Annotated in this window: 18 protein-coding genes; 10 read left to right on the top strand and 8 right to left on the bottom strand. The window is 72.5% G+C overall.

The genetic code is table 11. From position 1 onward, the window contains the following. Positions 1-52: 52 nt before the first annotated feature. The 3 genes from pgm (at position 53) to J2W20_RS12025 (ending at position 3,787) form a co-directional block, all read left to right on the top strand. The gene (gene pgm, locus J2W20_RS12035) at positions 53-1,705 is read left to right on the top strand and encodes a phosphoglucomutase (alpha-D-glucose-1,6-bisphosphate-dependent) (protein ID WP_307006868.1); all 1,653 of its coding nucleotides are present in this window, start codon (positions 53-55) and stop codon (positions 1,703-1,705) included. Between the two features lie 133 nt (positions 1,706-1,838). Continuing rightward, positions 1,839-2,306 (top strand): MarR family winged helix-turn-helix transcriptional regulator, encoded by a 468-nt coding sequence (locus J2W20_RS12030; RefSeq protein WP_307006866.1) that lies wholly within the window; start codon positions 1,839-1,841, stop codon positions 2,304-2,306. After that, a complete protein-coding gene (locus J2W20_RS12025) occupies positions 2,303-3,787 on the top strand; it encodes an MFS transporter (RefSeq protein WP_307006864.1) in 1,485 nt (494 codons plus the stop codon). Before J2W20_RS12030 ends, J2W20_RS12025 begins: the two co-directional genes overlap by 4 nt. Positions 3,788-3,863: 76 nt before the next feature. Here J2W20_RS12025 and J2W20_RS12020 read toward each other — a convergent pair whose 3' ends face one another. Further along, a complete protein-coding gene (locus tag J2W20_RS12020; protein ID WP_307006863.1) occupies positions 3,864-4,466 on the bottom strand; it encodes a malonic semialdehyde reductase in 603 nt (200 codons plus the stop codon). Positions 4,467-4,640: 174 nt separating this feature from the next. Between J2W20_RS12020 and J2W20_RS12015 the strand changes: the two genes are divergently transcribed. Continuing rightward, a complete protein-coding gene (locus tag J2W20_RS12015; protein ID WP_307006862.1) occupies positions 4,641-5,942 on the top strand; it encodes a uracil-xanthine permease family protein in 1,302 nt (433 codons plus the stop codon). Positions 5,943-5,970: 28 nt separating this feature from the next. Next, complete coding sequence (gene idi / locus J2W20_RS12010) at positions 5,971-6,507, top strand: isopentenyl-diphosphate Delta-isomerase (protein WP_307006860.1); 537 nt, start codon at positions 5,971-5,973, stop codon at positions 6,505-6,507. A gap of 99 nt (positions 6,508-6,606) precedes the next feature. Here idi and J2W20_RS12005 read toward each other — a convergent pair whose 3' ends face one another. Then, positions 6,607-7,722, bottom strand: coding sequence for a glycerate kinase (locus J2W20_RS12005; RefSeq protein WP_307006859.1), 1,116 nt, complete (start codon positions 7,720-7,722; stop codon positions 6,607-6,609). A 38-nt stretch (positions 7,723-7,760) separates the two neighbouring features. Between J2W20_RS12005 and J2W20_RS12000 the strand changes: the two genes are divergently transcribed. Next, on the top strand, positions 7,761-8,363 hold the full coding sequence (locus tag J2W20_RS12000; protein WP_307006858.1) for a TMEM175 family protein: 603 nt from the start codon (positions 7,761-7,763) through the stop codon (positions 8,361-8,363). A 124-nt stretch (positions 8,364-8,487) separates the two neighbouring features. Here the strand turns inward: J2W20_RS12000 and J2W20_RS11995 are convergent, their stop codons facing one another. Then, positions 8,488-10,146, bottom strand: a complete 1,659-nt coding sequence (locus J2W20_RS11995) for an alkaline phosphatase family protein (RefSeq protein WP_307006857.1) — start codon at positions 10,144-10,146, stop codon at positions 8,488-8,490. 266 nt (positions 10,147-10,412) lie between these two features. Next, a complete protein-coding gene (locus J2W20_RS11990; protein ID WP_307007053.1) occupies positions 10,413-11,159 on the bottom strand; it encodes a glycerophosphodiester phosphodiesterase in 747 nt (248 codons plus the stop codon). Between the two features lie 60 nt (positions 11,160-11,219). On the opposite strand from J2W20_RS11990, the gene J2W20_RS11985 reads away from it, so the two are divergent. After that, a complete protein-coding gene (locus J2W20_RS11985) occupies positions 11,220-11,702 on the top strand; it encodes an NUDIX domain-containing protein (RefSeq protein WP_307006856.1) in 483 nt (160 codons plus the stop codon). Continuing rightward, positions 11,699-12,529 (top strand): PhzF family phenazine biosynthesis protein, encoded by an 831-nt coding sequence (locus tag J2W20_RS11980; RefSeq protein ID WP_307006855.1) that lies wholly within the window; start codon positions 11,699-11,701, stop codon positions 12,527-12,529. Before J2W20_RS11985 ends, J2W20_RS11980 begins: the two co-directional genes overlap by 4 nt. Here J2W20_RS11980 and J2W20_RS11975 read toward each other — a convergent pair. Further along, a complete protein-coding gene (locus J2W20_RS11975) occupies positions 12,526-13,485 on the bottom strand; it encodes a S1C family serine protease (RefSeq protein ID WP_307006854.1) in 960 nt (319 codons plus the stop codon). The two genes, J2W20_RS11980 and J2W20_RS11975, sit on opposite strands and share 4 nt — an antisense overlap. 165 nt (positions 13,486-13,650) lie before the next feature. On the opposite strand from J2W20_RS11975, the gene J2W20_RS11970 reads away from it, so the two are divergent. Further along, complete coding sequence (locus J2W20_RS11970; RefSeq protein ID WP_307006853.1) at positions 13,651-13,800, top strand: lmo0937 family membrane protein; 150 nt, start codon at positions 13,651-13,653, stop codon at positions 13,798-13,800. Between the two features lie 85 nt (positions 13,801-13,885). Continuing rightward, complete coding sequence (locus J2W20_RS11965; protein WP_307006852.1) at positions 13,886-14,035, top strand: hypothetical protein; 150 nt, start codon at positions 13,886-13,888, stop codon at positions 14,033-14,035. Positions 14,036-14,214: 179 nt separating this feature from the next. On the opposite strand, the gene J2W20_RS11960 is transcribed toward J2W20_RS11965, so the two are convergent. Genes J2W20_RS11960 through J2W20_RS11950 form a run of 3 tightly spaced genes read right to left on the bottom strand, consistent with a single transcriptional unit; the run spans position 14,215 to position 16,553 of the window. Then, positions 14,215-15,048, bottom strand: coding sequence for an HAD-IIB family hydrolase (locus J2W20_RS11960; RefSeq protein WP_307007051.1), 834 nt, complete (start codon positions 15,046-15,048; stop codon positions 14,215-14,217). A 42-nt stretch (positions 15,049-15,090) separates the two neighbouring features. Further along, positions 15,091-15,618 (bottom strand): YbhB/YbcL family Raf kinase inhibitor-like protein, encoded by a 528-nt coding sequence (locus J2W20_RS11955; protein WP_307006851.1) that lies wholly within the window; start codon positions 15,616-15,618, stop codon positions 15,091-15,093. Then, the gene (locus J2W20_RS11950; protein ID WP_307006850.1) at positions 15,615-16,553 is read right to left on the bottom strand and encodes a carbohydrate kinase family protein; all 939 of its coding nucleotides are present in this window, start codon (positions 16,551-16,553) and stop codon (positions 15,615-15,617) included. Before J2W20_RS11950 ends, J2W20_RS11955 begins: the two co-directional genes overlap by 4 nt. Between the last annotated feature and the right edge of the window lie 16 nt (positions 16,554-16,569).

The raw sequence follows: 16,569 nt of genomic DNA, 5'->3' as shown, positions 1-16,569 counted from the left end.
AATCTTCACCGAGTCGCCACCCTTTGTCGGCCTTCTCTGCAAAGCTAGGCACATGGCGAACCGAGCAGGCACCGTAGCCCTCCCCAGTGACCTCGTGGACATCACCGCGCTCCTCGACGCGTACTACGACGTGTCGCCGGACCTGAGCGACCCGGGCCAGCGTGTGGCCTTCGGGACGTCCGGCCACCGCGGCTCGAGCCTCAAGGCCTCGTTCAACGAGAAGCACATCGCCGCGATCACCCAGGCGATCGTGGAGTACCGCGCCGGGCAGGGCATCCAGGGCCCCCTGTTCCTCGCGAAGGACACCCACGCCCTTTCCGAGCCCGCGACCAACACGGCGCTCGAGGTCCTCGCCGCGAACGGCGTGCAGGTCCTCGTCGACGCGCGCCACGGCTACACTCCGACCCCGTCCGCGAGCCACGCGATCCTCAAGTACAACGCCGGCCGCGCCGAGGACGACCCGGGCCGGGCGGACGGGATCGTGGTGACCCCGAGCCACAACCCGCCCTCGGACGGCGGCTTCAAGTACAACCCGCCGCACGGCGGCCCCGCGGACACCGACGCGACCGGCTGGATCGCCAACCGCGCCAACGAGCTCCTCGAGGCGGACCTCGCGGGCGTGCGGCGCATCCAGCTCGCCGACGCGCTCGCCGCGGACTCCACCGGCCAGTTCGACTTCCTCTCCTCCTACGTCGACGACCTGCCCCTCGTGCTGGACATCGAGGCGATCCGCAACGCCGGCGTGCGCATCGGCGCGGACCCGATGGGAGGGGCCTCGGTGGACTACTGGGGCGAGATCGGCGAGCGCCACCACCTCGACCTGACCGTGGTGAACCCGACCGTGGATCCGCAGTGGGCCTTCATGACGCTGGACTGGGACGAGAAGATCCGCATGGACTGCTCGTCGCCGTTCGCCATGGCCTCGCTCATCCAGAAGGTCTCCCAGGGCGCGGGCTACGACATCGCCACGGGCAACGACGCGGACGCCGACCGGCACGGCATCGTCACCCCCGACGGCGGGCTCATGAACCCGAACCACTACCTTTCGGTGGCCATCGACTACCTCTACCGCCACCGCACCGGCTGGCGCCCGGACACGGTGGTCGGCAAGACCCTCGTCAGCTCGTCCATGATCGACCGCGTGGCCGAGGGGCTCGGGAAGAAGCTCGTCGAGGTGCCGGTCGGCTTCAAGTGGTTCGTGCCGGGCCTGCTCTCCGGCCAGGGCGCGTTCGGCGGCGAGGAGTCGGCGGGGGCGAGCTTCGTCAAGCGGGACGGTGGCGTCTGGACCACAGACAAGGACGGCATCCTCCTGAACCTCCTGGCCTCGGAGATCAGGGCCGTGACGGGGAAGTCGCCGAGCGAGCTCTACGGCGAGCTGACCGCGAAGTACGGCTCGCCGTCGTACGCGAGGATCGACGCCGCGGCGACCCGGGAGCAGAAGGCGAAGCTCGGCAAGCTGTCCGCGGGCGATGTCACGGCCACCGAGCTCGCCGGCGAGCCCATCACCGCCAAGCTCACGGAGGCGCCCGGGAACGGCGCGAAGATCGGCGGGCTGAAGGTCACGACCGAGCACGCGTGGTTCGCCGCCCGCCCGTCCGGCACCGAGGACGTGTACAAGATCTACGCGGAATCGTTCAAGGGCGCCGACCACCTCAAGCAGGTGCAGGCCGAGGCGAAGGCGCTCGTCGACTCCGTCATCGCCTGACCATCTGAAAGTCACCTTCTGGCGGTCACCTCCTGGGAGTCACCTCGCGTGGACTCCGGGGGTGGCCCCCACATCGTCGTGGGGTGACCGCGATCATATCCTTAGCGCGGGTAATGAGCTAAGCTAAGTATCGATGACTCCCCCGAACCTTGCCGACGTTGAACCGGCCACCTCTGCATCTCCCGACATCCTCGAGCTCGCCGCGGAGCTGCGCGTCGCCGTCATGCGCACCTCCCGCATCCTGCGCACGCAGGCGACCAGCGATGTGGTGAGCCCCGGCCAGAACTCGGTGCTGTCCGTCCTGGGGAAGCGCGGGCCGCTCACGATGCGCCAGCTGGCCGACATCGAGCATGTGCAGGCGCCGAGCATGACGCGCACCGTGAACCACCTGTGCGACAGCGGGCTCGTCGGGCGCACGGAACACCCGACGGACGGGCGGCTCGTCGTCGTCGGACTCACCGATGCCGGCCGGGCGGTCCTCGAGGAGTCCCGGCGCCTGCGGTCCGCCTGGCTCGCGAGCCGCCTCGACGCCCTCCCGCCCGGGGACCAGGCCGCCCTGCACCGCGCGGCCGAACTGCTGCTGGAGATGACCGCCCGATGAGCAGCATGTTCCGCGCACTCCAGCATCCCAACTACCGCCTCTGGGCAGCCGGCGCCCTGGTCTCCAATGTGGGGACCTGGATGCAGCGCGTGGCCCAGGACTGGCTCGTCCTGACCCAGCTCACCAACCATGACGGCGCTGCCGTGGGCATCACCACGGGCCTGCAGTTCCTGCCGATCCTCCTCCTCGGCCCCTACGCGGGCCTCCTCGGCGACCGCCTCGACAAGCGCAAGCTCCTCCTCGCCACGCAGACCGCGATGGGGCTGCTCGCGCTCGTGCAGGGCGTCCTCGTGCTCACCGGCGTGGCCCAGCTCTGGCACATCTACGCGATCGCGCTGCTGCTCGGCGTGGCCAGCGCCTTCGACGCCCCGCCGCGCCAGGCCTTCGTCTCGGAGCTCGTGGGCCGGGCCGACGTGCCCAACGCCGTGGCGCTCAACTCGGCGTCCTTCAACCTCGCGCGTCTCGCGGGGCCCGGGGTCGCCGGCGTGCTGATCGGCCTCATCGGCACAGGCTGGGTGTTCATGCTCAACGCTGCGACCTTCCTCGGCGTCCTGTTCTCGCTCACCCGCCTGCGGGTGGACCTCCTGCACCGCACGCCGCCGCTGGCGCGGGGCAAGGGCCAGATCATCGCCGGGGTGCGCTACGTGCGCACCGAGCCGCGCATCCTGCTCATCCTGGTGATGGCCGGGCTCGTGGGCACCTTCACGCTCAACTTCCAGGTCACCAACGCGCTCATGGCGGCCGACGTGTTCCACACCGGCGCCGACGCCTATGGCCTCCTCGGCTCCATCCAGGCCATCGGCACGCTCGGGGGCGCGCTCCTGGCGGCGCGCCGGAAGCAGCCCCGGCTCACACTCCTTGTGGGTGCCGCGGTGGGGCTCGGCGTCTCCACGATCGTCGCGGCCGCCATGCCCGGCTACGTCTCGTACGCCGTGGTCCTCGTGTTCGTCGGCGTCACGGCGCTGACCTTCCTCAACAGCGCCAACACGATCGTGCAGCTCACCACAAAGCCCCAGTACCGGGGCCGCGTCCTCGCCCTGTACATGGCGGTGATCCAGGGCGGCACGCCGATCGGCGCCCCGCTCGTGGGCTGGCTCGCGAATGCGGTCGGCACCCGCTGGGCTGTGCTGGCCGGGGGCCTCGCGGCGCTCGCGGCGGGAGCCGTGGGGATCTGGGCGCTGGCGCGCTGGGGCGAGGGGACCCTCCGCGAGCAGGTCCGGGCCGTCTGGGCCGAGCGGCGCGCGGCCCGTGCGGCTGCCGCCCTCGCCTCCCCCCGCACCCCGGACGCGGGGCCGCCCTCCGGCGTCCCTGCATCACCTCCCGCGCACGACGGCGGGCCCGCGCCGCGCCCGGCGACCGCACCGGATCCCGACGCTGCCGCCGAGCCGCTGGCCTCCCGGCCCCGTCTGTCACGGCCCCTGCCGCGGCGCTCACCGGCTCCGACGACCGGCTCGCACCCGGCAGTCGCCCCCAAGAACTAGCAACGGCCGTCAGAAACGGATCTGGCCGCCGGCCCCTTGCGGGCAGGCGGCCAGATCCTTGTCGGGGACTGCCGGATCAGACGGTCTCGACGACGTCCTCGTAGGCGAACTTGGTCTTCGCGGGGCCCCACGCGTCCTCGCCCGGGCGGCCGATGTTGACCACGAGGAAGCTCTTGCGGCCGCCCTCCGGGAAGAAGTCCGCGTCGATCGCGGAGAAGTCCGCCCCGGTCATCGGACCGGCGGCGAGCCCCAGCGAGCGCACGGCGAGGATGAAGTAGCCGGCCTGGAGGTGTGCGTTGTCGCGACCGGTGCCGTAGCGCACCACGTCGTCGTCGAACATCGACTTCAGCCCGGCGGCCTGCGGGAGGAAGGTCTCGAAGCGCTCGTGCCACTCGGTGTCGAAGGATAGGACGGCCACGAGCGGCGCGGCGAGGGTCTTCTCCTGGTTGCCGCGGCTCATGTGGGACACGAGGCGCTCGCGCGCCTCGGGCGTGCGGACGTACGTGACGCGCATCGGCTGGTTGTTGAAGGCGGTCGGACCGAACTTGGCGAGCTCGTAGATCGCCTGAGCCTGCTCGTCGGTCACCTCCCCGGTGAAGGTGTTGGCGGTGCGGGCCTCGACGAAGAGGGCGTTGACGGCTTCGGCGTCGAGCGCAGCTTCCTGGTGGGCGATGCTCATGCGTGTCTCCTCACGGCGGCCCGGCGGCCGCCCTCATCAAGGTGACAACCCCTGAACATGCTGCGGGCATCCCCGACCGGGGGGTGAGGTTGCCCACATCGCGGCCGCGCTTCCGGCCGGCGGTAGGATGTCCTGCGGCATCCCCGCTCCCCCCCCACGCTTGGAAGGCGCCCCATGAGCCTGCTCGGAACCAGATGGAAGCTCCACGGCGACGGCCGCTCCGTCCGTCCCGGCGAGGTGGTGTCCCCTGGCGAGCGGCTCGCGTGGCCGATCACCATCGGGGTCGGCCTGCAGCACGTCGTCGCGATGTTCGGTGCGACGTTCCTCGTGCCGATCCTGACGCACATGCCGCCTGCCACGACGCTGTTCTTCTCGGGCATCGGCACGCTCCTGTTCCTCCTGGTCACGCGGGGGCGGGTGCCCAGCTACCTGGGGTCCTCGTTCGCGTTCATCGCCCCGATCCTGGCCTCGCAGCAGCAGTTCGGCGTCGCCGGGGCGCTCGGCGGCGTGGTGGTGGCGGGCGCGGTGCTCGCCGCCGTGGGCGCCGTGGTGCAGGCCTTCGGGGCGCACTGGATCAACGTGGTGATGCCCCCGGTGGTGACCGGCACGATTGTCGCGCTGATCGGCCTGAACCTGGCTCCGGCGGCGAAGCAGAACTTCGATGCCGCGCCCGTCACGGCGCTCGTGACGCTGCTGGCGATCATCCTCGTCTCCGTGCTCTTCCGCGGGATCCTGGGCCGCCTGAGCATCCTCATCGGCGTGGTGGTCGGGTACATCGTGGCCGTGTGGCGCGGCGAGGTGGACTTCTCGAAGATCGACGCCGCCGCCTGGGTCGGGCTGCCCCACTTCCAGACGCCCGCCTTCCACCTCGGCGTGCTCGGCCTCTTCGTGCCCGTGGTCCTCGTGCTCGTCGCCGAGAACGTGGGACACGTGAAGAGCGTCGCCGCCATGACCGGGGCGAACCTGGACGACATGGCCGGACGCGCGCTCATGGCCGACGGCGCCGCGACCGTCCTCGCCGGCCTCGGCGGCGGCTCGGGCACCACCACCTACGCCGAGAACATCGGCGTGATGGCCGCGACCAAGGTCTACTCCACGGCCGCGTACTGGGTCGCCGGCATCACCGCGCTGCTGCTGAGCTTCTCGCCCAAGTTCGGCGAGCTCATCGCCACCGTCCCGGCCGGAGTGCTCGGCGGCGCGGCCACGATGCTCTACGGCATGATCGGCGTCCTCGGCGTGAAGATCTGGGTGCAGAACCGGGTCAACTTCTCCAACCCCGTGAACATCACCACGGCCGCCGTGGCGCTGATCGTCGGCATCGCGGACTACACATGGAAGGTCGGTGACCTGGCCTTCGCCGGGATCGCGCTCGGCTCGGCTGCCGCCCTCGTCGTCTTCCACGGCATGAGCGCGCTCGCCCGCTGGCGCGGCACCGCGACCGACGATGCCACCGAGCCCGCCGTCCGCAACCGCTGAGCCGCGCCCCTGCTGGAAGAATGGCCCCATGGCTGACACCCCCACGGAAGAGCTCGTCCAACTCGTCGACGAGGACGGGACCCCGCTGGGCACCGCTCCGAAGGCGACCGTCCACACCGAGAGCACCCCGCTGCACCTCGCGTTCTCGTGCCACCTGTTCGGCGCGGACGGCCGGGTGCTCGTGACCCGTCGGGCCCTCGCCAAGAAGACCTGGCCCGGGGTCTGGACCAACGCGTTCTGCGGCCATCCCGCCCCCGGCGAGGCATTCGAGGACGCGATCCGGCGCCGGGCGCAGCAGGAGCTCGGCCTCGAGGTCCACTCGATCGAGCCGGTCCTGCCGGACTTCCGCTACCGGGCGGTCGACGCCTCCGGGATCGTCGAGTACGAGGTCTGCCCCGTCTTCCGGGCGGTCGCCGCCGCGGACCCCCAGGGCAATCCGGACGAGGTCGCCGAGTGGGCCTGGTCCGACCCGGGCGACTTCCGCGCCGCCGTCGCCGCCGCGCCCTACGCGTTCAGCCCGTGGCTCGTCCTGCAGCTCGACGCCCTGGGCGCCCAGGGGCGGTAGGAGTCCCCGGGCCGAGGCGACCCTGGCCTTCGGACAGAACCCTGCGCTTCGGCGCGGGGCTTTGACCGAAAGCGGAGGCAGAATCTCCCGAGGAGCGCCTCAGGCACCGGCGAGGAGCTCGGCGACCGCGCGGCGCACGTACTGGGCCGCGTGGGCGATCGCGTCCGCGGGGCTCGGGGCGAGGTCCACGAGCGCGCCCGCGGCCTCGATCCCGTGCTCGGCGAGCTGGTCCGGCTCCGCGAGGATGCGGCCGGCCACCGCGATGACGGGGATGCCGCGGTCCCGCGCGCGGTCGGCGAGGGCGATCGGCGCCTTGCCGGTGAGCGACTGCCCGTCGAGCGAGCCCTCCCCCGTGATCACGAGGTCGGCCCCGGCCAGGCGGGCGTCGATCCCCACGAGCTCGGCCACGAGGTCGAACCCGCTCTCGAGCCGCGCCCCGGTGAAGGCCAGGAAGGCCGCAGGGAAGCCGCCGGCCGCGCCCGCGCCGGGGACATCGACGTCGCGCCCCGTCGCGCCCGCGAGCACCTTCGCCCAGGTGCGCAGGCCGGCGTCGAGCGCCTCGACCGTCTCGGGATCCGCGCCCTTCTGCGGGCCGAAGACGTGGGCCGCGCCGTCCGGCCCGATGAGCGGGTTGCGGACGTCGACGGCGATGCGCAGCGTGGCCGCCGCGAGCCTGGGGTCGAGGGCGGAGTCGTCGAGTGAGGCGATGTCCGCGAGCGCGGCCCCGCCGAGCGGCACCACGTTCCCGGCCGCATCGAGCGGCCGGAGCCCGAGGGCGCGGAGGGCGCCGGAGCCGCCGTCGGTCATCGCGGAGCCGCCGAGCCCGAGCACGATCTCGGTGGCGCCGGCGTCCATGGCTGCCGCGATGAGCTGGCCGGCGCCGTAGGAGTGGGCGCGGCCGGCGGTCTCCGGATCCGGGTCCGTGCCGAGCGCCGCGAGACCGGACGCCTGCGCGGTCTCGATCACGGCGGTGCCGCCGCGGAGGGCCCATGCTGCCCCGACGGGCTTGATGAGCGGCCCGGTGACGGCGCGGATGCGCTCCTCGAAGCCCGCGGCGACGGCCGCCTCGAGGGTGCCCTCGCCGCCGTCTGCCACGGGGACGCGGACGATCTCGGCGTCGGGGTAGACGGCCAGCGCGCCCTCGGCCATGGCGTCGGCGGCCTCGGCGGCCGTGAGCGAGCCTTTGAACTTGTCCGGGGCGATGAGGATGCGCATTGCACCATCCTGCCAGTACCCGCTGGCACAATGTCCGCGTGGAGACCAACCGCGTCGAGGCGTTCAGCGACGGCGTCCTCGCCATCGCCATCACCATCATGGTGCTGGAGCTCAAGACCCCCGAGACTCCGGACCTGCACGGCCTCGCCGCGGTCCTGCCGACGCTGCTCACGTACGTGCTCAGCTTCGTGTACATCGGGATCTACTGGACCAACCACCACCACCTCATGCACCTGACCCGCAGGATCGACGGGGGTGCCCTGTGGGCCAACCTGAACCTGCTGTTCTGGCTGTCGGTGGTCCCGTTCACCACGCGCTGGATGGACGAGAGCAGCCTCGCGGAGCTGCCGGTGCTCGTGTACGGGATCAACCTGTTAGCCGCCGCGGTCTCCTACACGATCCTCCAGACCCGGCTCATCCGCCTCCAGGGCGCCGGGAGCCGGCTCGCCCGGGCCATCCGCAACGATGCCAAGGGCAAGTGGTCCATGGCCCTGTACCTGGTCGGGTGCGCGGGGGCCTTCGCCTCGGTGTGGATCAGCGTGGCCGCCTACGTGGCGGTCGCGGCCCTGTGGATCGTGCCGGACCGGCGCATCGAGCGCGCCGTCGCCGAGGGCTCCTCGGCGGCCGACGACGGCGCCTGAGGGCGGCGCGTCCCTCGCCTCCGCGCTGGAGACCGCACAGGCCGGCGCCAGAGACCCCTCAACGCCGGGCAGGCGTTGCGGGGTCTCTGGCGGCCCGTTGCGGGGTCTCCGGTGCGGGCCCCGGTCAGTGCTGTGGGAGCGCCCGGGTGCCCTCGATCTGCACGGCCTGGAGGTCGTTGGCATTGAGGCCGAGCTCGCGCAGGATGGTCGGGGCGATCTGCGTGGTCTCGACGCTGCTGCCGACGGTCGAGGCGCTCGTGTCGGTGCCCCGCGAGACGACGAGCGGGACGTGGCGGTCCTGGGGGTCGGCGCCGCCGTGCTCCGCGATCTTCTTGGTGCCGCCCGTGTAGACCACGCCGTGCTGGACGACGCCGAAGATGTCCGGGATGCGGGAGTCGGTGGCGGCCGTGTGGAAGAAGTCTGCCACCTGGGAGCCTGCGTAGACGGAGGACAGGCCGGAGTCCTGGACCGTGAGCGACGAGCCGCTGATGCTGTTGCCGCCCGCGGAGTGGGCGAGCAGGTACTGCTTGGCGAAGTCGGCGGCCGCCTGGGTGTGCTCGGTGAGCCAGAGCTGCATGATGTCGTCGTCCGTGGAGAACGCGACGAGGTCGTCCGCGTGGCCTGCGGCCTTCCACGCGGCGTTGAGGCCGTCGATGATGGGGCCGTCGTCGATGCGCTTGAGGGTGGCGGGGTCCGTCGGCGACTGTCCGTGCTTGGCCGAGAGGATCACCGTGGTCTTCTTCGCGTCGGGGGACTTCGCGATGGCGTCGGTCATCCTTCCGACCTGCGTGTTGATGTCGTCGAGCGCCTTCGTCAGCAGCGGGCCGGGCGTGACGCCGTCGGCGAGGTAGCCCCCGGCGAGGCCGTCCGACGTCGGGAGCTTCTGCGCCGTCGAGACGGTCTGGAAGTTCATGCCGAACACGCCGGGCTCGCCCACGTTCTGGGTCCCGGAGTGGTCCTTGCCGCCGATCTCGTTGACGACGGCCTGCACCTTATAGGCGTCGTACTGCTGGGTCGCGGCGTTGTCCGTCGTCCAGTCGCTGCCGGCGGGGAAGCCCGCGGCCGAGGCATCGGAGTTGATCTCGGGGGCGAACAGGTCGTCGAGGCCGGTGCCGGAGGGGCCGCTGAGGATGTCGTAGGCGATGTGCTTGTCCGACCAGGCGGTGCGGAGGCCGGCCTTCTTGGCGACCTCGAAGACCGTGTTCACCTTGAGGTACTGGTTTGGGTACACCGGCTTGCACGTGGTCGGGTCCACGGGGAGGCTCGCCGGGTTGAGCAGCGAGCGGGGCTGGCCGGTCATCGCCAGGATGCCGTTCGGCAGCCCCGTCAGGCCCTGGCCGGCGTCGAGCGCGTTCTGGTTCTTGTCCGCCGCCTCCGTCATGGCCACCTCAGCGCCCGGCTTCGCCGTGGTGCAGTCGGTGGTGCCGGCGGGCAGGAGGGCCCGGTTCCAGGTGTCGTCGTAGTAGATGCCGGTGGTGCCGGGGTTGCCGCCGGTCAGCTGGCCGACCATGCCGGGGAACGAGTCGGAGGGCACCGGGGTCTGGGCGTCCGTGTAGCTCGTGCCGTGGCCCACGAGGCGGGCGAGGGCGGAGCCGGGGTGGCTGCGGACGTACCAGTCCAGGTCGGACTGGTGCAGGCCATCCACCGAGAGCAGCAGGACGTGCTGGTCCGAGGCTGCCTTGTGGGGCGTCGCCGGGGCGGCCACGGCGGCCCCGGCCGCGCCCGCCGTGGTCAGCGCAGCGCCGAGCACGGCAGCAGCCGCGCGCTTCGTGGTGGTCTTCATGGCTCTCCTGTTCCGGCGCCTCGGCGCCCCGCGTCGGGCCGTCAGCATGCGGCCTCGCCCAGATGCTGCCACGTACAGCCGGGGCGGCCGGCGCCGTGGAGCCACCCCGCCGGAGAGTTCCCCGGGAGTTCGGCTCGGCGTTGCCGAGTTCCCCGGGAACTCAGGGAGAACTCCGGGGTGTTTCCCCGCTGAGAGACCCCGCAGGTGGGCGCCAGAGACCCCTCACGTGAACGCCAGAGACCCCGCAGGTGGGCGCCAGAGACCCCTCAGCGGCCAGACGGGGGCCAGGCCCCGCGCGCGCGGAGCACGCCGCGGAGGACGTCGGCCCGGTCGGTGAGGAGTCCGTCCACCCCGGCGTCCAGGAGCCGGTGCATGTCCGCGGGCTCGTTGACCGTCCACACGTGCACCTGCAGGCCGAGCCGGTGGGCGCGGGCCACGAACCCCGGGGTGGGCACGCGCAGGCCCCGGAAGCGCTCGGGCACCTGGAGCGCGCCGATGCCCCCGAGCGCCCGGCGCAGCAGCGCCTCCGGCAGGGCCGCCCCGAGGAGCCGCATCACGGCCGCGGACTCGATGCCGGAAGAGGACGCCACCGGCCGGGAGAGCCGGGACAGCACGGCGCGGCGCCGCGTGTCGGAGAACGAGGTGACGAGCACCCGGTCGTGCAGGCGCATCCGCTCGATGAGCGCGGCGAGGGGCGCCACGGCGTCGGCCGACTTCACGTCCACGTTGACGTACGCCCCCGGCAGCTCCTCGACGAGGTCGGAGAACAGGGGCACGCGCTCGGAGGCGCCGATCCGCGCCGCGGCCACGGCGGAGAAGTCCAGCTCGGCCAGCGCCCCGGTCCGGTCCGTGACGCGGTCCAGGCGCTCGTCGTGGAAGGCGACCAGCGCGCCGTCGCGCGTCGCCCTGACGTCCGTCTCGAGGTGGGTGAAGCCGAGGTCCCACGCGGCACGGAACGCGGTGAGCGTGTTCTCGAGCCCCTCGGACGAGAAGCCGCGGTGCGCGAAGGCCATGGGGGCCGGGTGGAGGAACGGCACGGCCCCACGCTACCGCCACCCGAGTAGGCTGGCGGCATGGAGCTGAGCGCCGCGAGCCGCGAGTACTTCCGCACGCTTCCACGACGGCGGGTCGCCGCCGGTCTGGTGATCCGCGACGGGGACGGCCGCGTCCTCGCCGTCAAGCCCAACTACCGGGACGGGTGGCTGCTGCCCGGCGGCACCGTGGACCCGGGCGAGGCGCCGCGCAAGGCCGCCCGCCGCGAGGGCCGCGAGGAGCTCGGGCTCGACATCGAGCCGGGTGCGCTCCTGCTGATCGCCCACTCGGCCTTCCCGGACCCGGTCGGGGACGGGCTGAGCTTCCTGTACGACGGCGGCGCGCTCCCCCAGGGCGCACCGGTCACCCTCCAGGAGGAGGAGCTCACGGAGTGGCGGTTCGTGGGCGAGGAGGAGTTCGGGGAGTACTTCGGCGACCACGGTGCCCGGCACATCGAGGCCGCGCTCACCGGCCTCGCCGAGGCCCGCACGCTCGAGCTCGAGGACGGCGTCGAGGTCCTGTGAGGCGGTTCAGCCAGGTCGACGTGTTCACCTCGGAGTTCCTGCGCGGGAACCCGGTGGCCGTGGTGCACGATGCCGACGGGATCGGCGCAGAGGAGATGGCCGCGTTCGCCCGCTGGACCAATCTCTCGGAGACCACCTTCCTGCTCGCGCCGACGCAGCCGGGCGCCGACTACCGCCTCCGCATCTTCACCCCGGGCGGCGAGCTGCCGTTCGCCGGGCACCCCACGCTCGGCTCGGCCCGGGCCTGGCTGGAAGCAGGCGGCGTGCCGGCGACTGAGGGGCGGGTCGTGCAGGAGTGCGGCGTGGGCCTCGTGACCGTGAAGGACGACGCCGGGGGGCTCGCCTTCGCCGCCCCGGACCTCCTGCGCTCGGGGCCGGTTGACGAGGCCGACCTGGCCGCCGTGGCAGCCTCGCTGGGGCTCGCTCCCGAGGAGGTCGTCGAGGCCGCCTGGGTGGACGACGGTCCGGGCTGGGTGGGGCTTCTCCTCCGCGACGCGGACACCGTGCTCGGCCTGCGGCTGGACTTCGCCGCCATGGGCGGCTACCAGGTGGGCGTGATCGGCCCGCGCGCGCCCGGCGGCCGGGCCGCCTTCGAGGTGCGGGCGTTCTGCCCCGATCTTGCCGTCCCTGAGGACCCGGTCACCGGCAGCCTCAATGCGGGGCTCGCCCAGTGGCTCATCGGCAGCGGCCGCGCGCCCACCGCCTACGTGGCCCAGCAGGGCACCGTCCTCGGCCGGCGCGGCCTGGTCCGGATCGCCTCGGACGGCACGGACGTCTGGGTCGGCGGTGACACGGTGGTGGGCATCCGGGGGCAGGTGTCCCTCTAGTCCACGAGCTCCGTGGGCTCGGTGACGACGTCCACCATGGCCTCGCCGCGGAGCACGCTGATCTCGGTGCGCCGCCCGATCGCCTCGGCGAACATGTGCCGCTGGAGCGACTGGGCGTCCTTGAGGGGTTCGCCGTTGACGGCGAGCAGGAGGTCGCCGGCCCGGATGCCGCTCGACTCGGCGGGGCTCCCGCCCACCACCTCGGCGACGCGCAGCGCCCGCCGCGTCCCGGTGCGGGCCGCCCAGCGCGCGTCGAGCGGCGTAGGCACGCTCACGAGGCCCAGGTAGGCCCGGCGCACCCGCCCGTCGAGGCGGAGGGAGTCGAGGATCCGGCGCGTCGTGGCGTTGACCGGCACGGCGAGGCCGAGCCCGAATCCGGCCACGGCGGTGTTGATCCCCACCACACGCCCCCGCGAGTCCGCGAGGGCCCCGCCCGAGTTGCCCGGGTTGAGCGCCGCGTCGGTCTGGATGACGTCCTCGATGAGGCGCGACGCCGTGCGCCCGCGGGCCGGGATGGACCGCCCGAGGGCGCTGACCACGCCGGCGGTGACGCTGCCCTCGAGGCCGAGCGGGCTGCCCACCGCGACCACGAGCGATCCGACCAGCAGCGTGTCCGCGTCTCCGAACTCGGGCGGCTCGGGGACGTCGATGCCGCTGCGCAGGACGGCGAGGTCGGAGAGCGGGTCGCGGCCCACCACCGCGAACGGCCCTGCGGTGCCGTCCGCGAACGCCACCTCGCCGTGGTTGAGCCGCCCGACCACGTGCGCGTTCGTCACGAGATGCCGCTCGGCGGTGAGCACGACGGCGCTCCCGGACCCCCGCTCGGTCCGCACCGAGGCGACGCGCGGCGTCAGGTGCCGGGCCACGCCGGTCACGATCTGGGAGTAGGCATCCATGGCCGGTCCCCCGGAGGGGATTGCCCCGGCCGGGCCGCCGACGTCGCTGTTCTCGCTCATGCTCTCCCAACGCCGCGGAGGTCCCGCGCATGCCGGGTATCGCGCGGGGCGAACGGCGCCGGCCGCAGAACTGCGGAAGGGAGGTTGTTTGGATGACGCACGTGCAGGGAAAGAGATGGATCGCTGTACAACCAGACGTTGTACAACCGACCTTAGGAGATCACCGTGCTGCTCTGGATTGCACTCATTCTGTTCGTCCTCTGGCTCCTCGGATTCATCGCGCTTCCGAGCCTCGGAGGCATTGTCCACATTCTCATCGTGCTCGCCGTCATCGCCCTGATCGTGCACTTCGTCAGGGGCCGCAGGGCGGTCTGACCGGGCACGCCTGCACCCGCGGCCCCCGCTCCCGCCATAATGGAGGCATTCGGACAGAGTGCTGGGCGATCAAAGGGAGTTGTCGATGAAACTGTTGATCTGGGGCCTCGTGATGCTGGCCGTCTTCATCCTGGGCCTGCTGGTGGACATCGGCGGCGGCGTCTACATGTTTCTGTGGGCCGCCCTCGTGCTGATCATCATCGGCTCGATGAAGCTGTCCCACCGGCGCGCGTGATGCGCTAGCGGCGGGCCGGGCAGCCTCTCGGTCCCGGCCGGGTCCAGGACGAGGCGTGCGGAGAGGGCCATGGGCGGGACAACCCGCCCATGGCCCTCTCTGGCGTCTCCGGGCCTGTCGTCTCCGGGCCTGGCGTCTCCGGGCCTGTCGTCTCCGGGCCTTGCGCCGACGACCGCCGTCTACCGCGCCAGGGTGCCGGAGCGCGGAGACCGGGAGGCCGAGGCGAGCTTGCGCTCGAGGACCTGGGCCACGCCGTCGTCCTCGATGCCGGGAGCGTGGAGCTCCGTCGCGGCCAGCGCCTCGGGGTGGCCCGAGGACATCGCGTAGCCCTCGCCCGCCCAGGCGAGCATCTCGACGTCGTTCGGCATGTCCCCGAACGCGACCACGTCGGCGGGCGCTATCCCGAGCGCATGCGCGTACTCGGCCAGCGTCACCGCCTTGTTCACCCCGAGCGGGGCCATCTCGAGCATCGTCAGGTCCACGGCCGAGTGCGTGATGGAGACGAGGTGGGAGACGTGGGGCGCCACGACGCGCAGGTACTCGTCGGCGGTGATGCCCTCGATCTTCGCCATGAACTTCACGACGTCATCCCCCGGAACCAGCTCGGCGAGGTCGCCGTGGCGGACCTGCTCCAGCAGGGACCGGTGCCGGGGCTCCGCGAACGCCGTCTCCATGACGAACTCGGCTGGGGTCTCCGCCGCGAACGCCGTCTCGGGGAACAGCCCCTGGATGATGCCGCGGACCTCCAGCATGGTCTCGCGCCGGATGGCCTCCGAGGAGACCACGGACATCGTTTCGAGGTCGTAGACGAGGGCGCCGTTCGAGCAGATCACCCGACCGGCATGCCCGAGCTGCTCGCTCAGCGGCGTGAGCCACCGCGCCGGGCGCCCGGTGACGAAGACGAGTTCGACGCCGGCCGCCTCGCACGCGTGCAGCGCCTGCACCGTGCGCTCGGTGATCCGCCCGTCCCGGCGCAGGATGGTGCCGTCGATGTCGCTGGCAACGAGCCGCATGAGCCGCTCGGCGGCGGCCCGGGCGCCCTCAGTGCCGGACATTCAGCGCACCTCGTACGTGCAGGTGATGGTCGCGGCCGCGATCTCGTGGGCCGCGATGTCCCGCAGGACCCGCGAGCCCTTGCTGCGGGGGGTGCCGGGCACGGCGCCGACGTCGAGGGCGTGGACCGTGAACACATAGCGGTGGGGCCCCGAGCCGCGCGGCGGGCCGGCCCCGACGAACCCCGTGAAGCCGGCGTCGTTGAGGAGTTCGAGGCAGCCGTTGGGGAGGCCTGCGTCGGAATCGGCCGGACCCATGCCGTCGGGTGCCCCACCGGCCCCTTCGGGCAGCCCCTCGACCTCGGAGGGGATGTTCACCACGGCCCAGTGGCAGAAGCTGCCCGCACGGGGAGCGTCCGGATCCATGACGGTCACGGCGAAGCTGCGGGTCCCCTCGGGCGCCCCGCTCCATGCCAGCTGGGGGGAGAGGTCCTGCCCGTCGAGCCCGAAGTAGGCGCTGGCCTGCGGGCGCGGCAGCTCCGCGCCGTCTACGAGGTCCTGGCTGGTCAGCATGAACGGCCCCTGGCTCATGGCGTTCCTCCCGCGCGGAGCTCGGCGCGCGAGGGCGGGTTGGCGCCCGGGCGCGAGACGGTCACCGCGGCGGCGCGCGCGGCGAAGTCGAGGATGTGGCCGAGCTCGATGGCGTCGAGGCGGCGCAGCTCGGGGCGGCGCTGGGCGCCGTCGAGTTCGCGGTCCACGATGGCGGAGAGCAGCGCCGCCATGAACGAGTCGCCGGCGCCGACCGTGTCCGCCACCCGCACCTTCGGAGCCGGGGCGGAGGCCTCGCCGTCGCGGCACACGGCCCACGGCCCCTCCGCTCCCCGGGTGACGACCACGAACGCGGGCCCCTCGGGGGCGCCCAGGCCGAGCCAACGGCGGGCGGAGTCCAGGGGGTCCACGCCCGGGTAGAGCCAGGCAAGGTCCTCGTCGGAGGCCTTGACCACGTCGGCGAGGGCCACGAGCCGCTCGACCCGGCCGCGCACCACGTCGGCATCGGTCGTGATCGTCGGGCGGCAGTTCGGATCGAAGGAGATGGTGGCCCGGGGCCGGGCGCGCTCCACGGCGTGCAGCACCTGGTCGGCGCCGGGCTCGAGGACAGCGGCGATCGAGCCCGTGTGCACGAGGGTCGTGGGGCCCAGGAGCTCGTCGAGCCGGTCGCGGAGGCTGGGCAGGTGCCATTCGAGCTCGAAGTGGTAGCTCGCGGCGCCGTGGTGGTCGAGCTCGGCCATCGCGACGGAGGTCGGGCTCCCGTCCGCGGGCAGGGCCACGAGCACGTTGGCGCGGTGGAGGTGATCGGTGAGCAGCCGCCCGTTGGAGTCGTCGCCGTAGCGTCCGATGAACTGGACGGGGTGGTCCAGGCGTGCGAGGCCGACTGCCACGTTGAGCGGGCTCCCGCCGGGGTGCGACTCGGTGCCGGAGGGGCGGCGGACCACGTCGATGAGTCCCTCGCCGATGACTGTCAGCATGGCATTCACGGTAGCA

Source organism: Sinomonas atrocyanea, from assembly GCF_030812675.1.
Classification (GTDB): domain Bacteria; phylum Actinomycetota; class Actinomycetes; order Actinomycetales; family Micrococcaceae; genus Sinomonas; species Sinomonas atrocyanea_B.
Note: the sequence above shows the minus strand (reverse complement) of the source record. Positions and strands in the feature narration are given on the sequence as shown.